Origin of the sequence: Porticoccus sp. Uisw_050_02, from assembly GCF_047729555.1 — a bacterium.
Classification (GTDB): domain Bacteria; phylum Pseudomonadota; class Gammaproteobacteria; order Pseudomonadales; family Porticoccaceae; genus Porticoccus.
Window position 1 is genome coordinate 723,227 of the sequence record NZ_CP159825.1, and the last position, 20,168, is coordinate 743,394.

At 40.5% G+C, this 20,168-nt stretch carries 23 protein-coding genes; 19 read left to right on the forward strand and 4 right to left on the reverse strand.

Annotated features, from left to right (window positions below):
• Positions 1-45 precede the first annotated feature (45 nt).
• The gene (locus ABXT41_RS03460) at positions 46-594 is read right to left on the reverse strand and encodes an inner membrane-spanning protein YciB (RefSeq protein WP_415390135.1); all 549 of its coding nucleotides are present in this window, start codon (positions 592-594) and stop codon (positions 46-48) included.
• Between the two features lie 154 nt (positions 595-748).
• Here ABXT41_RS03460 and ung point away from each other — a divergent pair, with 154 nt between their 5' ends.
• Positions 749-1,459 (forward strand): uracil-DNA glycosylase, encoded by a 711-nt coding sequence (gene ung / locus ABXT41_RS03465; RefSeq protein WP_415390136.1) that lies wholly within the window; start codon positions 749-751, stop codon positions 1,457-1,459.
• Here the strand turns inward: ung and ABXT41_RS03470 are convergent.
• Both ABXT41_RS03470 and ABXT41_RS03475 read right to left on the reverse strand, forming a co-directional pair.
• Positions 1,456-1,869 (reverse strand): PGPGW domain-containing protein, encoded by a 414-nt coding sequence (locus ABXT41_RS03470; RefSeq protein WP_415390137.1) that lies wholly within the window; start codon positions 1,867-1,869, stop codon positions 1,456-1,458. The two genes, ung and ABXT41_RS03470, sit on opposite strands and share 4 nt — an antisense overlap.
• Before the next feature lie 84 nt (positions 1,870-1,953).
• Positions 1,954-2,940, reverse strand: coding sequence for a YgfZ/GcvT domain-containing protein (locus ABXT41_RS03475; RefSeq protein ID WP_415390138.1), 987 nt, complete (start codon positions 2,938-2,940; stop codon positions 1,954-1,956).
• A gap of 100 nt (positions 2,941-3,040) precedes the next feature.
• Between ABXT41_RS03475 and ABXT41_RS03480 the strand changes: the two genes are divergently transcribed.
• Positions 3,041-3,298 (forward strand): succinate dehydrogenase assembly factor 2, encoded by a 258-nt coding sequence (locus ABXT41_RS03480; RefSeq protein WP_415390139.1) that lies wholly within the window; start codon positions 3,041-3,043, stop codon positions 3,296-3,298.
• Between the two features lie 14 nt (positions 3,299-3,312).
• Here ABXT41_RS03480 and nadB read toward each other — a convergent pair whose 3' ends face one another.
• Positions 3,313-4,932: an L-aspartate oxidase gene (gene nadB, locus ABXT41_RS03485; RefSeq protein ID WP_415390140.1), complete on the reverse strand. Its 1,620-nt coding sequence runs from the start codon at positions 4,930-4,932 to the stop codon at positions 3,313-3,315.
• A gap of 156 nt (positions 4,933-5,088) precedes the next feature.
• Here nadB and rpoE point away from each other — a divergent pair, with 156 nt between their 5' ends.
• The 17 genes from rpoE to trpS all read left to right on the forward strand — a co-directional run bounded on the left by rpoE (position 5,089) and on the right by trpS (position 20,161).
• Positions 5,089-5,673, forward strand: coding sequence for an RNA polymerase sigma factor RpoE (rpoE, locus tag ABXT41_RS03490; protein ID WP_415390141.1), 585 nt, complete (start codon positions 5,089-5,091; stop codon positions 5,671-5,673).
• Positions 5,674-5,754: 81 nt separating this feature from the next.
• Positions 5,755-6,366, forward strand: coding sequence for a sigma-E factor negative regulatory protein (locus ABXT41_RS03495; protein WP_415390142.1), 612 nt, complete (start codon positions 5,755-5,757; stop codon positions 6,364-6,366).
• A gap of 109 nt (positions 6,367-6,475) precedes the next feature.
• A complete protein-coding gene (locus ABXT41_RS03500; RefSeq protein ID WP_415390143.1) occupies positions 6,476-6,925 on the forward strand; it encodes a SoxR reducing system RseC family protein in 450 nt (149 codons plus the stop codon).
• Positions 6,926-7,119: 194 nt separating this feature from the next.
• Positions 7,120-8,919 (forward strand): translation elongation factor 4, encoded by a 1,800-nt coding sequence (gene lepA / locus ABXT41_RS03505; RefSeq protein ID WP_415391447.1) that lies wholly within the window; start codon positions 7,120-7,122, stop codon positions 8,917-8,919.
• A gap of 7 nt (positions 8,920-8,926) precedes the next feature.
• Entirely contained in the window at positions 8,927-9,676 is a 750-nt protein-coding gene (gene lepB / locus ABXT41_RS03510; RefSeq protein WP_415390144.1) for a signal peptidase I, read from the forward strand.
• Positions 9,677-9,695: 19 nt separating this feature from the next.
• Positions 9,696-10,379, forward strand: a complete 684-nt coding sequence (rnc, locus tag ABXT41_RS03515; RefSeq protein ID WP_415390145.1) for a ribonuclease III — start codon at positions 9,696-9,698, stop codon at positions 10,377-10,379.
• On the forward strand, positions 10,360-11,262 hold the full coding sequence (gene era, locus ABXT41_RS03520; RefSeq protein ID WP_415390146.1) for a GTPase Era: 903 nt from the start codon (positions 10,360-10,362) through the stop codon (positions 11,260-11,262). The genes rnc and era overlap by 20 nt, the downstream gene beginning before the upstream one ends.
• Before the next feature lie 24 nt (positions 11,263-11,286).
• Positions 11,287-12,009, forward strand: coding sequence for a DNA repair protein RecO (gene recO, locus ABXT41_RS03525; RefSeq protein ID WP_415390147.1), 723 nt, complete (start codon positions 11,287-11,289; stop codon positions 12,007-12,009).
• Positions 12,009-12,380, forward strand: coding sequence for a holo-ACP synthase (gene acpS, locus ABXT41_RS03530; protein WP_415390148.1), 372 nt, complete (start codon positions 12,009-12,011; stop codon positions 12,378-12,380). The genes recO and acpS overlap by 1 nt, the downstream gene beginning before the upstream one ends.
• Positions 12,381-12,536: 156 nt before the next feature.
• Positions 12,537-13,424: a cysteine synthase CysM gene (gene cysM / locus ABXT41_RS03535; protein ID WP_415390149.1), complete on the forward strand. Its 888-nt coding sequence runs from the start codon at positions 12,537-12,539 to the stop codon at positions 13,422-13,424.
• Complete coding sequence (gene mazG, locus ABXT41_RS03540) at positions 13,417-14,241, forward strand: nucleoside triphosphate pyrophosphohydrolase (protein ID WP_415390150.1); 825 nt, start codon at positions 13,417-13,419, stop codon at positions 14,239-14,241. The genes cysM and mazG overlap by 8 nt, the downstream gene beginning before the upstream one ends.
• Before the next feature lie 112 nt (positions 14,242-14,353).
• Positions 14,354-15,007, forward strand: a complete 654-nt coding sequence (adk, locus tag ABXT41_RS03545; RefSeq protein ID WP_415390151.1) for an adenylate kinase — start codon at positions 14,354-14,356, stop codon at positions 15,005-15,007.
• A gap of 72 nt (positions 15,008-15,079) precedes the next feature.
• Positions 15,080-16,111 (forward strand): ferrochelatase, encoded by a 1,032-nt coding sequence (gene hemH, locus ABXT41_RS03550; protein WP_415390152.1) that lies wholly within the window; start codon positions 15,080-15,082, stop codon positions 16,109-16,111.
• 13 nt (positions 16,112-16,124) lie between these two features.
• Positions 16,125-16,811: a tRNA (adenosine(37)-N6)-threonylcarbamoyltransferase complex dimerization subunit type 1 TsaB gene (gene tsaB / locus ABXT41_RS03555; protein ID WP_415390153.1), complete on the forward strand. Its 687-nt coding sequence runs from the start codon at positions 16,125-16,127 to the stop codon at positions 16,809-16,811.
• A gap of 17 nt (positions 16,812-16,828) precedes the next feature.
• Positions 16,829-17,629: an undecaprenyl-diphosphate phosphatase gene (locus ABXT41_RS03560; protein WP_415390154.1), complete on the forward strand. Its 801-nt coding sequence runs from the start codon at positions 16,829-16,831 to the stop codon at positions 17,627-17,629.
• A gap of 107 nt (positions 17,630-17,736) precedes the next feature.
• The gene (locus ABXT41_RS03565) at positions 17,737-19,026 is read left to right on the forward strand and encodes a M18 family aminopeptidase (protein ID WP_415390155.1); all 1,290 of its coding nucleotides are present in this window, start codon (positions 17,737-17,739) and stop codon (positions 19,024-19,026) included.
• Positions 19,027-19,123: 97 nt separating this feature from the next.
• Positions 19,124-20,161 carry a tryptophan--tRNA ligase gene (gene trpS / locus ABXT41_RS03570; protein ID WP_415390156.1) on the forward strand — a complete coding sequence of 346 codons (1,038 nt, stop codon included), beginning with the start codon at positions 19,124-19,126 and terminating at the stop codon, positions 20,159-20,161.
• Positions 20,162-20,168 lie beyond the last annotated feature (7 nt).

Genomic DNA, 20,168 nt, shown 5'->3' on the forward strand with positions numbered 1-20,168 from the left:
GAATTGCTTATTTTGAAGATTACTCAGGCATATACAGCCGTCTATTCATTTTTCCTTGGATGTCTTATCTTGACCTCTTAACGTCAATGGCAATTGACAAAGCATGAACAAAAGAGACATCGGGGCCACGATAAAAGTCTTATAGCTAACCCAAGCAGATTCTGGATTATTTCTCCATACAATTTCATTGGCAATTGCCAGAATTAAGAAAAAACAACCCCAGCGATAAGTAAGCTTAATCCAAGTATCGCGAGTAAGATTGAATTGTTGGCAAAAAAATACCTGCATCATGGGTCGCCCAAAACACAACCCTCCAAGCAAAATAAGAGCAAAAAATCCATTAGTAATGGTGGGTTGAATTTTTATAAACACGCTAGCATCAAAAAAAATTGCTGCAAATGTAAACACCGCAGAAAGCAAAATCAAATATACAGGGAACAACGATAATCGTTTATTGCGATACCAGGATATGGCTAATACGAATATTCCTGTAACTACCGATACCACCCCTGCTGCATATATGCCGTAATAGTGGAAACCAATAAAAAATCCCACAAGTGGTAAAATTTCAAAAAAAAATGAAAAGATCTTCATGATACTTTGCCTGTCCGACAACCTTTGTGAGCCAAATGTAGCACATAGCTCAAACAATTATGGAGTTATTAAAAAGAAATTAACTTGCTCCCGGCTTAAAACATGATTAAATATCTAACTTTTCTTCTCTAAGCTTTTGGCCGGAAAATACATAATGGTAACGCCACCCAAACTATTGCCAATAAAAGACTATCTTAGTTCATCTTGGCTGGATATTTTGGAGGCGGAGTTTGATAAGCCATATATGATAAGTCTGCAGTTTTTTTTAGATAACGAAAGAACAAAAGGAAAGATTATCTATCCTGATGCGCTTAATTGGTTTGAAGCTTTCAATAAGCTTACACCCCAGGAGGTAAAGGTAGTTATCTTAGGCCAAGATCCCTATCATGGTCCCGGACAGGCTCATGGGTTAAGTTTTTCGGTTAGAGCTGATGCAGATATCCCTCCATCATTATACAATATCTACAAAGAACTCCAGAATGATATAGGCATACCAAAGCCGTTACATGGCTGTTTGAGCTCTTGGTCTGAGCAAGGAGTTTTGTTGTTAAACACATCTCTTACAGTAGAGCAGGGCGCTCCAGGAAGCCACCAAACGATAGGCTGGGATATTTTTACGACTAAGGTAATAAAGGAGCTTAATGCACAACGAAAAAATTTAGTTTTTTTGTTGTGGGGTAAAGAAGCGCAAAAAAAATGCGCGTTTATAGACCCAAATAAACATCTTATTCTTAAGGCCTCGCATCCTTCTCCATTATCCTCTTACAGGGGGTTCTTGGGCTGCAAACACTTTTCTTTAACAAACAAATATATTCATATGCATGGCCAGAAGGAAATCGATTGGGTCGTACTTCCTGTAGCCTAGCGCTCCAGCTTGATTGATGAGTGCCCACCTTTAACTCTAATCCAGTTGATGCCTTGTAATATAGACTTGTAGCGCACTATGCGTCTCTCAAATATTTTTTTCCCAGGATAGTCTAGCAGCAGCAAGCCTACAATAATTGTTAACAGTCCTTGTCCTGGAAGAAAAAGCATCAGGATTCCTGCGCACAGAAGCAGTAAACCGAATAGATTTTTCCCGGCCACTGCTAGCAATCTTAAAAAAGAGGGGGATCTATTCGTATTTTCTTGAGCTGTCTTGCTATCTAAAAAGTAATCCTCAGGAATCATTCCAGCCAGCCAGGGTAAAGCCACTATACTCCCCACAAAGGTAAGTACTGATAAAGAACTCAACCAAACAAACAACGATTGATTTGCAGAAACCCAGTCAAGCATAGGCAGCTCCTTGTACAATATGATCAATATTCGACTAGAGGGCCAGTATTTAAAAAGTATAGCTATACTAATAGTTAATTTAAATTATTTTATATAAGGAAGCGACAAATACTCAATTTCTTTTATGTTACCAGAACCTATCGTCAGCTGTGTTTTGTTAGCAGCATCATCAGTAAGAACCAATAGCAACTGATGAGTATCATTGCCAGCATATGCTGCAGATATCACGCTACCAACACTTTGCTCAGTGCCAGGAAAACAGCAAGGCATTCCAGTGCAAAGAGAAGCTGCATCTGTTATAGCAACACGATACATTCTGCGCTTTAGTGTGCCTAAATATTTCATTCTGGCGACAATTTCTTGACCGGTATAGCACCCTTTCTTAAAGCTGATAGCGTTTAGATAATCCAAGTTAAGCATTTGCGGTATAAAAATACCCGACGTTTCTTCCTGCAAAAGCGCAAGCCCTGACTGTATGTCTAGCAGTCTCCAGGAATCTGTTCCGATAGGGCTGCTGCTGCCCTTAAGCTCCAGCCACTGACTCTCCGCCTGCTCCAATGTACAGACAGCTAAAATTCTTCCATCATTATAGTGAAAAGTTGAACAGGAGAAAGGTGCCTTATCTTTTGTTATGGCGTAATTGGAGGCAATACCAAAAAATATATATGCATCACTCACGTCTACAAGTTGAACTTTAAAGAAAGCAGCATATTTGGAAAGCTCATCTTTCATGGAAATGACAAGCGAGTGATGCATAACCACCAATAATTTTTGGTCGTCAATCTCATGAAGTTGAAAATTCACAAGAGTGCGCCCTTTAGGGTTGCAACAGGCACCACAAATACTATTATCTTGAGATAGCTCATTTAAATCACAAGTTACTTGCCCCTGAAGAAATTTCCTAGCATCACTTCCTTCAACCAAGATGGCACCCAAATGCACCAATGGTGAAAAATATGAGCACCCCTCCAGGTCGGCAGTATAATTAAAGGAAGCTTCATCGAATGATATGCTGTGGCCGCCTAAAAAAGATGGGGCTTGCAGCTGCAAAAAAGAATGCCAATTATTCATATAAATCCAAAAAAAAAAGAGGATTATATCTTAGTGGGTAAACTTAACTAGTTCCACTATAATCCATTCCCATTACCTTAAAACAAAAGGGCAGTTTCAGATGAATATAAACAGACTTTCTTGGGCAAGCCGACGAGGCATGCTTGAATTAGACTTAATGCTTTTACCCTTCCTTGAAAAAATTTACCCTACCCTTGATTTGGATGATCAAAAAAGATATTGGAAGCTTCTTGAATGTGAAGACCAAGATTTATGGAGCTGGCTCCTTAAAAGTAAAGTTTCAGATGATCCGGACTTACAGAAAATTATTGGCATTATAAGGAATACAAGGGCCTTAACTCGTCCAGATATAGCCTAGTTAATGGTAACATTTTAATTTTTGTTAACTACAATATTCTGAGCAGCAAAATTAATAGGGACCATAATGGTATCCTTTGCAATGGAGGACAACTCCGGATAATCCAAAGTATAGTGAAGGCCTCGACTTTCTTTGCGCTGCTTGGCGCACCTAATGATTAGCTCAGACACAAGTACGAGATTACGAAGCTCTATTAAATTCTTCCCAATCTTATAATTGCTATAATACTCTTGAATTTCTTTTTGAAGTAATTTTACTCTGTGCTCAGCTCTCTCCAGCCTTTTTTGTGATCTAACAATGCCGACATAATCCCACATAAAGCGTCGTAGCTCATTCCAATTATGTGAAATAATTACATCTTCATCAGAGTAGGTAACTCTGCTTTCATCCCAAGGATTAGCAATATCAAATTCTGGGATACTGGAAATCGACTCACTTATAGCTTTCGCAGCTGCTCGTCCATAGACAACACATTCCAAAAGAGAGTTACTGGCCATTCTATTCGCACCATGAAGGCCAGTAAATGCGGTCTCACCAACAGCATAAAGATTCCAAAGATCTGTCTGGCCCAAACTATTAACCATAATACCCCCGCATGTATAGTGAGCGGCGGGCACAACAGGAATAAGATCTTTGCTAATGTCAATTCCGAAGGAAAGGCAATATGCCTTAACTGAAGGAAAATGCTGGTCGATAAAACTAACAGGCTTGTGTGTAATATCTAGATAAAGGCATTCGCAGCCTAGTCTTTTGATCTCATAATCCATTGCTCTAGCAACCACATCTCTTGGCGCTAGCTCCTCCTTGGGGTGAAACTTTGACATAAACCGCTCTCCATTAGGCAGTCTAAGGTAAGCTCCTTCTCCGCGAAGCGCCTCTGTCAGTAAAAAAGATTTTGCGTTTGGGTGATAAAGGCATGTGGGGTGAAATTGATTAAACTCAAGATTTGCAACCCTGCACCCCGATCTCCAGGCGAGGGCAATTCCATCTCCAGTTGCTCCATCAGGGTTGCTTGTATAAAGGTATGCCTTGCTGGCACCACCTGTTGCCAATACAACAGATTTAGCCTGAAAGACTATCACGCAATCTTTTTGTACATCCAACACATAGGCTCCAGTACAGCGAACCCGACTAGAGTTTTTGTCAGCCTGAGTGATCAAGTCCACAACAACATGGTTTTCATATAACCGGATATTAGGGTTAGTTTTAACTCTGTCCGCTAACGAGGTGGACACTTCTTTTCCTGTGGAGTCTGCAGCATGAAAAATACGACGATGACTATGGCCAGCTTCTTTGGTTAAATGGTATTTTTTGTCTTCACTTTGAGTGAATTTTACGCCTTGCTCGATCAACCAATGGATAGCATTGGGGCCGCTTTCAACGGTATATCTCACAGCTTCCTCATGGCAAAGTCCAGCACCCGCCTCTAATGTATCTTGATAGTGGGACTCTGTGGAGTCCTGATGATCAAATACCCCAGCAATACCTCCTTGAGCCCACCAGGTAGAGCCAGACTCGATAGCACTTTTACTCAGAATACCGACCTTATATTTAACCGCAAGTTCAAGAGCCACAGTCATTCCTGCGGCGCCGCTACCTATTATTAGAATTTCCTGAGTGCAAATGGTATTCATATTTTCTCTTATGTCATAAAACTAACAACTAGTGATACTATTATAGTAGTCGATGAGAAATTTCTCTGCTATTTTATATTAAAAAGCTACACATAAGTCAGCAATCTTACCGCTTGAAACATCGGTCAAAATTAATACCTAAAGAGTGAAATTCCAATGAAAGGCGAGCAGGAAAAAGTTACTGACAAGCAGCTAGTAGCTCGAGTTCAAAAAGGGGATAAGGGAGCCTTTGACCTGCTTGTAATAAAATACCAATACAAAGTTCATGCAATTATTTTTAGATACGTAAAAGATATTGATGAAGTTAATGATGTGATGCAAGAAGCTTTTATAAAGGCCTATCGAGCACTAGAGGATTTTCGTGGGGAAAGTGCTTTTTATACATGGCTATACCGTATTGCAGTCAACACTGCAAAGAATTATCTAATTGCACGCAACAGGCGCCCCCCAGCATTTGATATTAACGTTGATGATTCCGACTACTCTGAAGAAAACAAGCAGCTCCATAATGTTGACTCACCTGAAAATATTCTTTACAGAGATGAGCTGCAATCTGTTATTAACGTCGCAATAGAAAACCTACCTGAAGATCTTCGTACTGCTCTAATGCTTCGTGAATTTGAAGGTCTTAGTTACGAGGAAATTGCAGACATAATGGACTGCCCTGTAGGTACAGTGAGATCAAGAATATTCCGAGCTCGAGAATCGCTGGAAGAAAAAATCAAAGAACTAGAAAATTAATTTATTAAAATGGAACCTTTCCATTTCATGCAGGTCATAAGTATTAAGTTCACTTGAGAATTTAGTAAGGAAACTATACACATGAGCACCAACAATATCGAAATAAAAGAAGCTCTTTCGGCTTTGATGGATGGTGAGGCAAGTGCACTTGAGGTGCGCAGACTTCTCAAAACAATTCCTGCTGATGATACCTTGCGTGATTCTTGGCGCCGCCACCAGATATCTGCCGCTACAATGCATCAAGAACTGCCATCACAAGTTATAGATTTTTCTATTGCAATTAATACTGCTATAGCATCAGAAAAATCCTATAGATCCGCCGCATTAGTTAATCATTTTATTAAGCCGTTGGGGCGCTTTGCTGTAGCTGCATCTGTAGCTGCCGCTGTATTGATAAGCGTCCAGCAAGACAAGCATCCAGCTATTACTTCCCCATCACTTGCAGTCACAGATAACATTCAGCTCAATCTCGTAACTTCAAATCTACGTACAGCAGCCGAATTTGGTATTCCGCCCATATCTGCTCGAACTGTGAGCACTTCAAACACATCAAAAAAGCTTCATGATTTGCCTAAAAAAATTACCCTACAGAGTACAAACACTGGCGACGAGCTAACGCGTGAGCAAGTTCAAAGGTACCTAGATGGTCTGCTGAATCATTATCAAAAAACTGAAGATATGACGGCCAACTAACAGTTTTTCTTCTGTCAAAAATGCTTTTTATAAAACAAAACTTCGCTTTATAAAAATCGAAGCTATAATATAATTTTGTTTTATATAAAAAAATTTCTAGAGCTATCATATGATCCACGAAACAGGGACTGTAGTGTCCATCCAAGAGAATGAACTATGGGTTGAAACCATACAACAATCGACATGTCAGACATGTGTGGCTGAAAAGGGTTGCGGCCAACGATTGATTGCAAAAGCGACCGGAAAAACTACTGCAATTAGAGTTTTACCAGGCTTATTTGACTTAAAGAAAGTTCATATGCATGACAAAGTGGTGATAGGAATTCCAGAAAAAGTAATCGTAACTGGAACTTTATTGACATATTTTTTGCCCTTAACAGTAATGGTCTTAGCGGTGTTGTTTATTAGTCAGTTCTCGGCAAATGATATCATTACTGCCTTGATCGCTATTATTGCCTTGTGTGCCGGAGGACTCATTGTAAGAATCTACTCGTACTTAAACCGCAATAATAATGAAATTCATCCGATACTATTAGAGCAGACATACTCTGCTGGATAGCCGGTCTGGCTTACTCTTTGCAGTTTTTCATTTTTCTTAAAAGATTAAAACTCAAATATAAAACCTCCCCATAAAAGATCACCAAGGGTCTCTTCATTTCAGGCATTTCGTAGCGTCTACAAATCAAATAGGCTAGAATTCGCATCCAAAGATTTCTTCTTAAAAAATTACTGTTCACAATGAAAAAGAGCCACTTGTCCGACTTAAATCATATTCGAAATTTTTCTATTATTGCTCATATTGATCACGGCAAATCTACAATTGCTGATCGTTTTATTCAGCATTGCGGGGGCCTCGAGTCTAGAGAAATGTCTGCGCAAGTTTTAGATTCAATGGATATTGAGCGAGAAAGAGGAATTACGATCAAGGCTCAAAGCGTGACCTTAAGCTATAAAGCCAAAGATGGAGCAACCTACCAGCTCAACTTCATCGATACACCAGGGCATGTAGATTTCTCTTATGAAGTCTCTCGATCGTTAGCCGCTTGCGAAGGGGCTCTGCTGGTTGTGGATGCTGGGCAAGGCGTAGAGGCGCAATCGGTAGCAAATTGCTATACGGCTGTCACTCAAGGACTTGAGGTGATCCCTGTCTTAAACAAAATGGATTTACCGCAAGCAGATCCAGAACGCGTCATCGAAGAAATTGAAAATATTATTGGTATAGACGCCAAAGAGGCAGTTCACTGCAGCGCTAAAACGGGACTGGGCATAGAGGACGTCTTGGAGCAGCTTATTCTCAAGGTGCCATCCCCGGTCGGAGACATTGACGCACCATTACAAGCCTTGATTATTGACTCATGGTTTGACCCTTACCTAGGAGTTGTCTCCTTGGTAAGGGTCACCGCAGGAACACTAAAAGCCAAAGATAAAATCATTACTAAATCTATAGGAAAATCTCATACTGTAGATATTGTGGGTATTTTCACACCTAAGAGAAAAGAAACAGGTCTTTTAAGCGCAGGTAGCGTAGGTTTTATGGTTGCCGGGATTAAAGATATTCTTGGAGCCCCTGTGGGGGACACCTTTACCCACCTCAGTACTCCGGAGACGCCTTCTTTGCCAGGTTTTAAGAAGGTAAAACCCCAGGTCTATGCCGGGCTGTTTCCTGTCAGTTCAGATGACTTTGAGAACTTCAGGGGAGCTCTAGCAAAACTCACACTAAATGACGCGTCACTTTTTTTTGAGCCTGAAAATTCAGATGCATTAGGCTTTGGCTTTCGTTGCGGATTTCTTGGCTTACTACATATGGAGATTATCCAGGAGCGACTTGAACGAGAATACGACCTCAATTTAATCACTACAGCGCCAACGGTTGTCTATGAAATTTTGCAAGCTAATGGGGATATTATTTATATTTCCAATCCAACTGATCTTCCAGATCCTGCCCAAGTGAGTGAAATGCGTGAACCCTTATGCGAGGCTAATATACTAGTGCCAAAGGATTACGTAGGCAACGTCATCAATCTTTGCGTGGAGAAGAGAGGCATACAAAAAGACTTACAATTTATTGGCGGACAGGTATCCCTATCTTATGAAATACCCATGAGTGAAGTTGTTATGGACTTCTTTGATAGACTGAAATCTGTCAGTCGGGGGTTTGCATCTCTCGACTATAGCTTTACAAGATTTGAGTCAGCACCGTTGGTCCGACTAGATGTTTTAATTAATAATGATAGAGTTGATGCACTGGCTCTGATTCTTCATCGTGCTAACTCACAAAGAATTGGTCGCCAACTGACAGAAAAAATGAAAGAATTGATTCCTAGGCAAATGTTTGATGTGGCTATTCAGGCGGCAATTGGTGGTCATGTTATTGCCAGGACTACAGTTAAAGCTCTTCGCAAAAATGTTACTGCAAAATGCTATGGTGGGGATATTTCTCGTAAGAAAAAATTACTTCAAAAGCAAAAAGAAGGTAAAAAAAGGATGAAGCGCGTGGGTAATGTTGAGATACCCCAAGAGGCTTTTTTGGCTGTACTAAAAACAGATAATTGAGGCTTGAATGGATATTGATTTTCCCTTAGTGCTCTTATTGCTTGTCACCATAAGCGCAAGTGCTATGCTGATAAACAAAGTAATACTGCCCAAACAAGGCGGCTCTAGCATTATCTCGTCGTTTATCAAATGGGTTGGTTCTTTTTTCCCGGTGTTGCTTTGTGTTTTTATTCTTCGATCTTTTATTTTTGAGCCATTTCAGATTCCTTCTGGGTCTATGATTCCGACATTAAAAATTGGCGACTACATTCTGGTAAATAAATTTAGCTATGGGCTAAGATTTCCTGTTTTAGGATTTAAATTTTTTGACGTCGGATCACCACAAAGAGGCGATGTTATGGTTTTTATTCCTCCACATGATGATCGATATTTCATTAAGCGTGTAGTTGGATTGCCTGGAGACAAAATACATATTTTAAATAATATTGTTCACGTGAATGGAGAAATAGCCACATATACACCGCACTTCGAGTTGCCAGAAAATTCAAGCTACGCGGTAGAAGAGGAAAATCTTAACGGCGTATTACACCCAATACAAAGAAAAAAATTGGCGGGCAGGCTTGGAAAAAACTTTTCAGCTCAAGTACCGCAGGGGTATTATTTCATGATTGGTGACAACAGAGACAACAGTAGCGATAGTCGAGTTTGGGGCGCCGTACCAGAGGAAAACATAGTCGGTAAGGCTATTCTAACTTGGATGCACTGGAAGTCACTTAATAGCATCCCAAGTTTTTCAAGAGTCGGGGAAATAAAATGATGGCTGATTACTCAAAGTGATGATGGAAAAAGTACGCTTCTTAAAACGCATCGGTCATGACTTCAAAGATCTCTCCTTATTAGATCTTGCTCTAACCCACAGAAGTCTTGGTTCGAGCAACAACGAACGATTAGAGTTTTTGGGTGACTCAGCCCTTAATTTTATCATTGGTCATGCAATATACCGGCTTTTACCCAACAGCAAAGAAGGTGAGCTTAGCAGATATAGGGCGGACTTGGTTAAAGGCAAAACCCTCGCAGAAGTAGCGAATGAACTTCAAATTGGCGATCACTTGCTGCTCGGTGGAGGAGAAATGAAAAGCGGGGGCCGCTTTAGATCATCTATTCTGGCAAATTCTGTTGAAGCTATCATTGGCGCTATTTATCTTGACGATGGAATGGAGTCCTGCAGTATCTGTGTGCTCAGGTGGTTTGATTCTAGACTCAAAAATTTAGAGATAAGCGGTCGAAAAGACTCTAAAACAGAACTTCAAGAACTCATGCAGGCTCATAACAAACCTTTACCTTTTTATAAAATAATTGAAATATCCGGCGAAGCACATAATCAAAAATTTACCGTTGAATGTAAAGCTGAAGGCCTAAAGAGCCCCACAAGAGGGCAGGGCGCCACCAGAAGAGACGCTGAAAAAATAGCTGCTGCAAAAGCATTAATAGGGCTTTCAAATGACAAAAGACAAGACTGAGCAGTACTGCGGCTATGCAGCTATCGTCGGGAGACCGAATGTTGGAAAATCAACCTTACTTAATCATATCTTAGGTCAGAAGCTTAGCATAACCTCAAGAAAACCTCAGACAACAAGGCACAACTTGCTAGGAATTAAAACTGAAGGTGATACGCAAATCATTTTTGTCGACACCCCAGGTCTGCATTTTGATCAAACAAAAGCACTTAACCGTTACATGAATCAGGCTGCTGAGAGCGCACTAAAAGGTGTGGATGTTATTGTTTTTATTATTGACCGAGATATATGGAATGAGACAGATCAGAGGGTAGCAGAAGAGGTCTTTAAGGCTGGCTCTCCTGTAATAATTGCCATCAACAAGCTTGATAGATTAATCTCTAAAACTGATTTATTTCCTCATATTCAGAGTCTTGCTAAACAATATCCTGATACTCAAATAATTCCTATTTCGGCTCTACACGGACAACAACTCAAAGAGCTTGAGCTGGAAATAAAGAAATTTATTCCGGCAGGAGTGCACTATTTTCCAGATGAGCAAGTCACTGATAAAAGCGAACGATTTCTCGTAGCCGAGCTAATCCGTGAAAAAATAACACGGCAACTTGGAGCAGAACTCCCTTATGAGGCGACGATTGAAATCGAAAGTTTCAAGCATGAAGGAAAAATTATTCACATAAATGCATTAATATTGGTTGAGAGAGAAGGACAAAAAAAGATCATCATTGGAGACAAAGGCGCTCGTTTGAAGAAGATAGGTCAAGATGCCCGTCTTGACATGGAGCGACTTTTAGAAAATAAAGTTATGTTATCCTTATGGGTTAAAGTTCGCCGAGGATGGTCTGATGATGATAGAGCCCTTCAAAGTCTTGGTTATGAGTTTTAAATTCAATTACAGCTATTGATTTCTATGCAGCCTGAGCCAGCATTTGTTCTTCATACCCGCCCTTATAGAGAAACAAGCCTCTTAGTGGATTTTTTCACACGAAATTATGGTCGTTTTCGCGCTGTAGCAAGAGGTGCCAGAGCCGCAAAAATAGGGACAAAAAAGTTAAATCCTTATACCCAGTTGTTGATTGGCTGGGCAGGCAAAACTGAACTTAAAACCTTAACTCATGTAGAGCAATCATCAAGTCCTCTTACACTAAAAGGCGATTGCCTCTTTTGCGGGTTTTATTTAAATGAAATACTAATACGCTTATTAGCTGAAAACGATCCACATGAAGAAATTTATGATAACTACGCTCATGTGTTAGCTCAGCTAGCTGGCAATGAGCCAATAGAGCACAGCTTGCGTACTTTTGAATTCAGTCTTCTTGAAGAGCTAGGTTACGCGCTAGTTTTAGATGCCGATGCTCAAACTGGCGAGAAAATTAGTCCTGAAAAAGAATATTGGTTTGAACCAAATATTGGATTTTCATTAAAAGAGGGTATTTACAGCAAAGGCGCATCTGCTAACTTATTTAAGGGGGGGGAGCTTCTGGCATTCAAGAATCATGACTTTAATGCAATTCCATTGACCGCGAAACGATTGATGCGTCTAGCCCTAGAGCCTCATATTGGAGAAAAACCGCTACTAAGCCGTAATTTGTTTAGTAAGCTAAAAGCAACTAATACGGAGTTGATTAATTAATGATTGTTGGTATAGGCACGGATATAGTAAAAATATCAAGAATCAAAGGGGCCTACGATCTCTATGAAAATCGATTTGCAGAAAAAATTCTGTGCCCTGCTGAACTCAATATTTTTCAAGAAAAACAAGAATCAATCAGCTATTTAGCCAAACGTTTTGCAGCGAAAGAGGCCGCGAGTAAAGCTTTGGGAACAGGTATCGGCTTAATTTCTTGGCAAGACATTGAAATAAAAAACAATAGTTTAGGGGCTCCAATTTTATTATTATCAGGTGCAGCTAAAGCAAGAATGGAGTTGCTGGGTGCAACACAGTCCTTGGTCAGTCTTTCAGACGAAGTTAGCCATGTTGTAGCCTTTGTCGTGCTGTCTTAGCCTTTCAAGCATCCAGCCAGTTAGGCGCTATTACGTTTCATCACCCACAAAGTCTTCAAAATAAGGCAACAATATAGATGAAGATGTAAGATATAATTTATTAGACAAAATAATACTGCCATTTTTGATAGCAATCTTACCGAGGTTAAAAATTTTATGTCGTATCCAACTATTGAGTCCTGCATAGGTAAAACACCTCTGGTTAAGTTGCAGCGAATCCATGGAAAAACCTCTAACACTATTCTTGTGAAGCTTGAAGGGAACAATCCTGCTGGGTCTGTTAAAGACAGGCCGGCCCTTAGCATGATTCAGCATGCAGAAGCTCGCGGCGACATCAGTCCAGGTGACACCCTTATTGAAGCTACCTCAGGAAATACTGGTATTGCTCTTGCTATGGCCGCTGCTATTAAAGGCTATAAGATGACGCTTATCATGCCAGAAAACAACACTGAAGAGAGAAAAGCAGCGATGCTTGCTTATGGAGCAGAGCTCATATTAGTTTCAAAAGAAGCGAGCATGGAGGGGGCCAGAGATTTAGCAAAATCAATGGAGATAAACGGAAAAGGCAAAGTTCTCGACCAATTTGGCAATACTGATAACCCTTTAGCTCATTTCGAGAATACTGGCCCCGAAATCTGGGAGCAAACTGGAGGAAAAATAACCCACTTTGTGAGCTCTATGGGCACTACTGGTACTATAATGGGCGTCTCCCGTTACCTAAAGTCAAAAAATCCGGACATTCAAATTATAGGACTGCAGCCAGAAGAGGGTGCCAGCATTCCTGGTATTAGGCGCTGGCCAAAAGAATATCTGCCTAGCATTTATGATTCATCCCGTGTCGATAAAACTATGGATATGGGTCAACAGGAAGCTGAAAATTGCATGAAACTGATGGCAACTCAGGAGGGCATTTTTTGTGGTGTGTCTTCTGGTGGAAATGTGGCTGCAGCCTTAAGGTTATCAAAGATCGTCCGGTCTGCAGTAATAGTTGCCATTATATGCGATAGAGGCGATCGCTACCTCTCATCAGGCGTTTATGTCTAGAAAAAATATGCACATAAATGACTTACTGCATCTAATGGGGCGACTAAGAGACCCAGTTTCCGGCTGCCCTTGGGATATAAAGCAGTCGTTCGAAACGATTATCCCGCATACCATAGAAGAGACGTATGAGGTCATTGATGCCATAGAGAGCAAAGACTTCTCTCATCTAAAAGAAGAACTGGGAGATTTACTTTTTCAGATAATATTTTACAGTCAACTAGCGCATGAAAAATCTCTGTTTAGTTTCAATGATGTTGTTTCTTCGGTAACACAGAAGCTCATATTAAGGCACCCTCATGTTTTTCCAGATGGAACCCTAGAAAGTAAGAGAGACAAATCTATAAATTTTCATGATGAGCTATTCATAAAGAAAAATTGGGAGTCCTTAAAGGCTGCAGAGCGTAAAAGTAAAGGTGCGCATTCCGTTTTATCCGATATACCAGCCAGCCTTCCATCATTAATTCGCGCTCAAAAACTACAAAAAAGAGCAGCAAGCAAAGGCTTTGATTGGCCATCCATAGATGGAGTCTTCAGTAAAATCTATGAAGAAACACAAGAGCTAAAAGAAGCTATTGATAAAGCCGACCAAAAAGGAATAGAGGAGGAGCTCGGGGATACGATGTTTACAATGGTCAATCTTTGCAGACATCTAGGCGTAGATGCAGAAACAGCTATGCGCAAATCATCCTGTAAGTTTGAGCATAGATTTCAGTATATCGAAGACCAGCTCAAAACTAGTGATAACGATATGCCCGAGGTTAGCGCAGAAGTACTGAAAAGTCTTTGGGATGAAGCGAAAACCAAAATTAACTCTTAATAAACAGCTGTTTTCTTGTGATCTAAAGAGTTTATGTGTAATGTTTGCGTCCTTAAATTGTTCGTCAAATAATTTATTTATTGTTATTTTCCCCTGAAAATGGAGACGTTAGATGAGAATTATTCTTTTAGGACCGCCAGGTGCCGGAAAAGGTACACAAGCAACGTACATTACAGAGAAATTTTCTATACCCCAGATATCTACTGGCGATATGCTGCGCGCAGCTGTTAAAGCCGAGTCAGAGTTAGGATTAAAAGCCAAAGATATTATGACATCAGGAGGATTAGTTTCTGATGATTTAATTATTGCTTTAGTGAAAGAGCGCATTCAAGAAAAGGACTGTATTAACGGTTTTCTTTTCGATGGATTTCCAAGAACAATACCACAAGCTGAAGCGCTTGTAGCTGAAGGTATTGAGATAGATAAAGTGATAGAGATTCACGTAATAGATGAAGAAATAATTGCTCGCCTAAGTGGTCGTCGTGTTCACGAAGGCTCTGGTCGCGTTTATCATATTAAGTACAATGCACCAAAAAAAGACGGCTTAGATGACATTACTGGCGAGGCATTGATTCAGCGCCCAGACGATACTGAAACTACCGTACGTAACCGCCTCGAAGTTTATCATGACCAAACCAAGCCCTTGGTTGATTTTTATCAAAGTCTAGCATCAAAACAGGCAGGCGGCACTCTAAGCTGCAATCGTATTGATGGTGTCGGCCCTCTTGATGAGGTACAGCAAAGATTAGAATCTGCATTAGCTTGATATCAACCCAGCAAGCAATGCAAAATGGGCTCATTGAGCCCATTTTTATTGGTCTAAGGAAATATACCTATTATGAAAAAAAGCGCTGTCATCCTAATAAATCTTGGGACTCCTGAAACACCAACTCCTAAGGGAATTTCAAGTTTTTTGAAATTATTTCTATCTGATCGTCGTGTTGTAGAAGCTCCGAAGCTCTTATGGTGGCCCATACTAAGATGTATTGTAATTCCTTTGCGGGCAAAAAAAGTAGCTAATGCTTATCAAGAAATTTGGTGGGAAGGGTGCTACAAAACAGCTGATGTCAAATGCGATGAAGAATGCAGGATTAACTGCAAAGGTTCTCCAATAAGGGCAATTACCTCACGTCAGGTCTCAGCGCTACAAGCTAAATTAAATGAGAGCTTAAATGATGATGCACCCCTAGTATTAAGCGCAGTAACATATGGCGAACCTTCTCTTAAAGCTATTATTGATGATCTAAAAAGAAAAGGAATAGAGCACTTTGTTGTGTTGCCTATGTATCCGCAATATTCTGGTTCAACCACCGGCGCAATATATGACCAAATATTTAATATAATTCATGGGGCTAGAGACGTTCCTGATATAACTACTATAAAGTCATATTCGGCTGACTCTGGATATATTGATTCCTTAGCAGAAAGTGTGAGAGCTCACTGGCAAAAAAATGGCAAAAAAGAAAAACTGCTGATGTCTTTTCATGGTATACCACAAGAATATGCTGACAAAGGCGACCCATACGAAAACCACTGCATAGCTACCGCTAATGCTCTAGCTAAAAACTTAGAACTAAAAGAATCAGATTGGTCCATGGGATTTCAATCTCGATTTGGGCCCAAAAAATGGCTGCAACCTTATATCGATGATCAATTGCTTGCCTGTATAAAAGAAGGAGTGACGTCCGTTGATATTATAAGTCCTGCTTTTACTGCCGACTGCCTTGAGACACTGGAAGAGTTGAATATTTCTTATCGGGAATTATTTCTGGATGCTGGCGGTAAAGAATATAGCTATATCTCCTGCGTTAATGACTCACCATTATTCATATCCGCACTTGCAGATATTGCCAAGAAAAGACTTTACTAACACGATGAATATCTTGGCAGTAGATACAACAACGTCATCTTGCTCCGCCGCTCTACTTATGGGCGGTGAGTTGATCACACAATGTCAAATTGCTGAACGGGATCACACTCAATTGATACTTCCGATGGTAGACACTTTGCTAGGCAAGGGCGGCTTAAAGCTATCCCAAATAAGTGTAATTGCCTTTACATCAGGACCAGGTTCTTTTACTGGCATACGAGTAGGCTTTGGTATTGTTCAAGGGCTGGCTTTTGGTGCAGATTTGCCAGTTTTGCCTGTATCAACCCTTGAAACGTTAGCTTATACCGCTATTCGAAAACTTAAAATACAAACAGATGCTCATATAATTCCGATGCTAGATGCTCGTATGCATGAAATATACTGGGCTCAATTTAACTATAATTCCACTAATTTGACGCGTGTTAACGCTGATTGCGTATCGCCCCCAGAGGCTCTCAATACGGTGTTAAAATATCCTAGTGTTATAATTGGCGATGGACTAAATTACAGCGATAGGCTACCTGAAGCATCTCTGGATTCTTGTCATGATGGCTTGCTTCCCGAAGCTCAAGATATATTCAAAATAGCCTGCCCTTTAATCGAAAAAGGTGAGGTAATTGACATTCAGGAGGCCAGCCCGGTGTATCTAAGAAATCAGATCACATGGAAAAAACATAAAAAATTACGCCAAGTTAAGTAAAGTAGGAGCAGTTAATAATGGACTTGCTGCATATAATATTGCTCGCGGCAATACAAGGCCTTACAGAATTTCTGCCTATTTCAAGCTCAGCGCACCTCATTTTGCCCTCAGCAATACTTGGATGGCAAGATCAGGGTTTGGCCTTTGATGTTGCCATCCATTTAGGCTCTCTAGCAGCTGTCGTTATATACTTCTATGATGACATTAAACAGCTAACAATCTGCTGGAGTCGCAGTCTTTTTAATGACCAAAGTTCGCCCGAAAGCCGCCTAGGGTGGCATATAATTTTATCCACAATACCAGCAGCCTTGGCGGGTTTAATCTTCAGTGACTTTATAGAGCTACACTTAAGAACAATTCTTGTAGTCGCGGTCACTACGATTATTTTTGGATTGGCGTTAGGGTTAGCTGATTATCGAAGCTCTAAATCCAAAGGTATCTACGCATTTACCTGGAAATCTGCTCTGTTTGTTGGATGCGCGCAAGCTTTAGCCTTGATTCCTGGAACATCAAGGTCAGGTATTACAATTACTGCCGCGCTATTCTTAGGCTTTGAGAGAACTGCTGCAGTCAAGTTTTCATTTTTCTTGGCCATTCCAATCATTTTATTAAGCGGTCTTTACAAAGTATCACAGCTAGCCGAACAGTCTGAAATTCTATGGAGAGATCTAGCTATAGGGTCTTTGTTATCGTTTGTTGCAGCGTATGTATGCATACATTTCTTTATTGGCTTGATTGACCGCATAGGAATGATGCCATTTGTAATTTATAGGCTTATCTTAGGCATTTTCTTGCTAATCATAGTGATTAACGCTTAAGTATAATTTTTTGCAAGAAAAATCATCTTAAGACTCGGCTATATTGTAAGATCACAAGGCAGTAAAATTTAATCAACGATAAGATTTAGATTAATTAGGACAATGGCATGAATCACAAGAAGTATAATAAACATCTACTTGATTTTATTAAAAATTCACCGACACCGTTTCATGTTGTAGCGAACATGCAGGAATCATTGGATGCAGCTGGATTTCAACATCTCAAAGAAGAGGAAAGATGGCAGTTAATCAATGGGAACGGGTACTATGTCACCCGCAACGACTCTTCTATCATCGTATTTATTTTTGGTATGAAGCCCTCGGTAGAGACGGGTATTCGTTTGGTGGGGGGGCATACTGACAGCCCCTGCTTAAAAATTAAACCTCAGCCCGAAGTATATAAAAATTCTTACTATCAGCTCGGGGTAGAGGTCTACGGTGGAGCCCTTTTGGGCCCTTGGTTTGATAGAGATCTTTCGATTGCAGGAAAAGTAAGCTACCAAACAGAAAAGGGAAAGTTACAAGAATCGCTGATCGATATGAAGCGACCTGTTGGCATCATCCCAAGCCTTGCTATTCATTTAGATAGAGATGCAAACAATAATCGTTCTATTGATCCTCAAACAGACATGCTTCCAATACTATATAAATGCGGGAATACGAGAGAAGACTTTAGGTCAATCCTTGCTAAAGAGTTGCCTCCATCAGCTCATTCAGGTTCAGTATCAATACTGGATTATGATCTTTATTTTTATGACTGCCAACTGCCGGCTCTGATAGGCTTTAAAAAAGACTTTATATCCAGCGCAAGACTCGACAACCTTTTGAGCTGTTTCGCCGGATTACAAGCATTGCTGAATTCTAACAAGCAAATAACTAGTGTATTGGCTTGCTATGACCACGAAGAGGTAGGAAGCACCTCTGCAATAGGCGCGAATGGTTCATTTCTTGAGTCCTTGCTGGATCGAATCTATAGCGAACCTGAGGAAAAGTCACGTGTAATGGCGCAATCAATCCTTATTTCCACAGATAACGCGCATGGCATACATCCAAATTTTCCTAGTAAGCATGATGAAAATCATGCTCCTGTTATAAATGAAGGTCTTGTAATTAAAGTTAACGCGAATCAACGCTATGCCACGAACAGCACAACCTCATCATTTTTAAAAAACTTATGCAAAGAGATTAGCGTGCCAACCCAGTATTTTGTTAGCCGAGCAGGCATACCTTGCGGTAGCACCATTGGGCCAATCACAGCAGCCAATATTGGCGTCAAAACTATCGATGTAGGAGTTCCTACATTTGCCATGCATTCAATTCGTGAGCTTGCAGGAGCAAATGATGCATACTATTTATTTCAGACATTGAGCGCTTTTCTTGATATAGAGAAACTTTAAGGAACTATTGGATCATCTGGCTCAAATAGAACCTATAAAGTGCCCCCTTGGCCCATAAAACGCTATAATCCAAAAAAGTACATCAGCGGAATTTTCAATGAAAGCTACAACAAAAAATAAGCAAGAAAGAGTGCTGACAGGCATCACTACAACAGGAACACCACATCTTGGCAACTATGTCGGCGCCATAAGGCCGGCTATAGCCGCAAGCAAGCAAAACGATGTGAGCGCCTATTATTTTCTCGCTGATTTTCATGCTCTAATCAAATGTCAGGATCCGCAAGTTGTTCATAAATCTACCCAAGAAATTGCCGCAACATGGCTAGCGTTCGGCTTAGACCCCAATAATGTTGCATTTTATCGTCAATCTGATATCCCAGAAATTCCCCAGCTATGCTGGTACCTAAACTGTATTGCTCCAAAAGGGCTCATGAACAGGGCACACGCATACAAGGATGCAACTCAAAAGAATATAGACTCCGGAGAAGATAATGACTTTGGTGTAGCTATGGGGTTATTCTCATATCCAGTACTAATGGCCGCAGACATTCTAATGTTTAATGGAACGAAAGTTCCTGTAGGGAGGGACCAGATACAGCATATAGAAATGGCTCGCGATATTGCCCAGCGATTTAACTATCTTTATGGGAAACACTTTTCTTTACCAGAGGCTGTCGTCGATAGCGAAACAGCTGTACTTCAAGGATTGGATGGTCGGAAAATGAGCAAAAGTTACGGCAACACAATCCCGCTATTTTTGCCTGAAAATCAACTAAAAAAACATATCAACAAGATCAAAACAAACTTGTTGGAGCCAGGAGAACCCAAGGATCCTGAAACATCAGCTATTTTCCAGATCTGGAAAGCATTTGCGCCACAGAAGCAGACCGACTATATGCGCAAAGAGTTTGAAAACGGTATCGCTTGGGGTGAAGCAAAAAAACAACTATTTGAGCTTGTGAATGGAGAGATCGAGGGTCCCAGAGTCCGCTATAACGAGCTAATGGAGTCCCCAGATTACATAGAGTCGATCTTGTGTGAAGGAGCGAGGAAGGCTCGAACTTATAGCGTCCCTTTTTTAGAAAAGCTCAATAAGGCTGTAGGTTTATATTCACTAGAAAAGGGAAGTTCGTAGAATCACA

What these genes read in the sequence shown, in the direction of transcription:
- ABXT41_RS03460 (WP_415390135.1), bottom strand. Translation starts at nt 594, where the DNA reads ATGAAGATCTTTTCATTTTTTTTTGAAATTTTACCACTTGTGGGATTT.
- ung (WP_415390136.1), top strand. Translation starts at nt 749, where the DNA reads ATGGTAACGCCACCCAAACTATTGCCAATAAAAGACTATCTTAGTTCA.
- ABXT41_RS03470 (WP_415390137.1), bottom strand. Translation starts at nt 1,869, where the DNA reads ATGCTTGACTGGGTTTCTGCAAATCAATCGTTGTTTGTTTGGTTGAGT.
- ABXT41_RS03475 (WP_415390138.1), bottom strand. Translation starts at nt 2,940, where the DNA reads ATGAATAATTGGCATTCTTTTTTGCAGCTGCAAGCCCCATCTTTTTTA.
- ABXT41_RS03480 (WP_415390139.1), top strand. Translation starts at nt 3,041, where the DNA reads ATGAATATAAACAGACTTTCTTGGGCAAGCCGACGAGGCATGCTTGAA.
- nadB (WP_415390140.1), bottom strand. Translation starts at nt 4,932, where the DNA reads ATGAATACCATTTGCACTCAGGAAATTCTAATAATAGGTAGCGGCGCC.
- rpoE (WP_415390141.1), top strand. Translation starts at nt 5,089, where the DNA reads ATGAAAGGCGAGCAGGAAAAAGTTACTGACAAGCAGCTAGTAGCTCGA.
- ABXT41_RS03495 (WP_415390142.1), top strand. Translation starts at nt 5,755, where the DNA reads ATGAGCACCAACAATATCGAAATAAAAGAAGCTCTTTCGGCTTTGATG.
- ABXT41_RS03500 (WP_415390143.1), top strand. Translation starts at nt 6,476, where the DNA reads ATGATCCACGAAACAGGGACTGTAGTGTCCATCCAAGAGAATGAACTA.
- lepB (WP_415390144.1), top strand. Translation starts at nt 8,927, where the DNA reads ATGGATATTGATTTTCCCTTAGTGCTCTTATTGCTTGTCACCATAAGC.
- rnc (WP_415390145.1), top strand. Translation starts at nt 9,696, where the DNA reads ATGATGGAAAAAGTACGCTTCTTAAAACGCATCGGTCATGACTTCAAA.
- era (WP_415390146.1), top strand. Translation starts at nt 10,360, where the DNA reads ATGACAAAAGACAAGACTGAGCAGTACTGCGGCTATGCAGCTATCGTC.
- recO (WP_415390147.1), top strand. Translation starts at nt 11,287, where the DNA reads ATGCAGCCTGAGCCAGCATTTGTTCTTCATACCCGCCCTTATAGAGAA.
- acpS (WP_415390148.1), top strand. Translation starts at nt 12,009, where the DNA reads ATGATTGTTGGTATAGGCACGGATATAGTAAAAATATCAAGAATCAAA.
- cysM (WP_415390149.1), top strand. Translation starts at nt 12,537, where the DNA reads ATGTCGTATCCAACTATTGAGTCCTGCATAGGTAAAACACCTCTGGTT.
- mazG (WP_415390150.1), top strand. Translation starts at nt 13,417, where the DNA reads ATGTCTAGAAAAAATATGCACATAAATGACTTACTGCATCTAATGGGG.
- adk (WP_415390151.1), top strand. Translation starts at nt 14,354, where the DNA reads ATGAGAATTATTCTTTTAGGACCGCCAGGTGCCGGAAAAGGTACACAA.
- hemH (WP_415390152.1), top strand. Translation starts at nt 15,080, where the DNA reads ATGAAAAAAAGCGCTGTCATCCTAATAAATCTTGGGACTCCTGAAACA.
- ABXT41_RS03560 (WP_415390154.1), top strand. Translation starts at nt 16,829, where the DNA reads ATGGACTTGCTGCATATAATATTGCTCGCGGCAATACAAGGCCTTACA.
- ABXT41_RS03565 (WP_415390155.1), top strand. Translation starts at nt 17,737, where the DNA reads ATGAATCACAAGAAGTATAATAAACATCTACTTGATTTTATTAAAAAT.
- trpS (WP_415390156.1), top strand. Translation starts at nt 19,124, where the DNA reads ATGAAAGCTACAACAAAAAATAAGCAAGAAAGAGTGCTGACAGGCATC.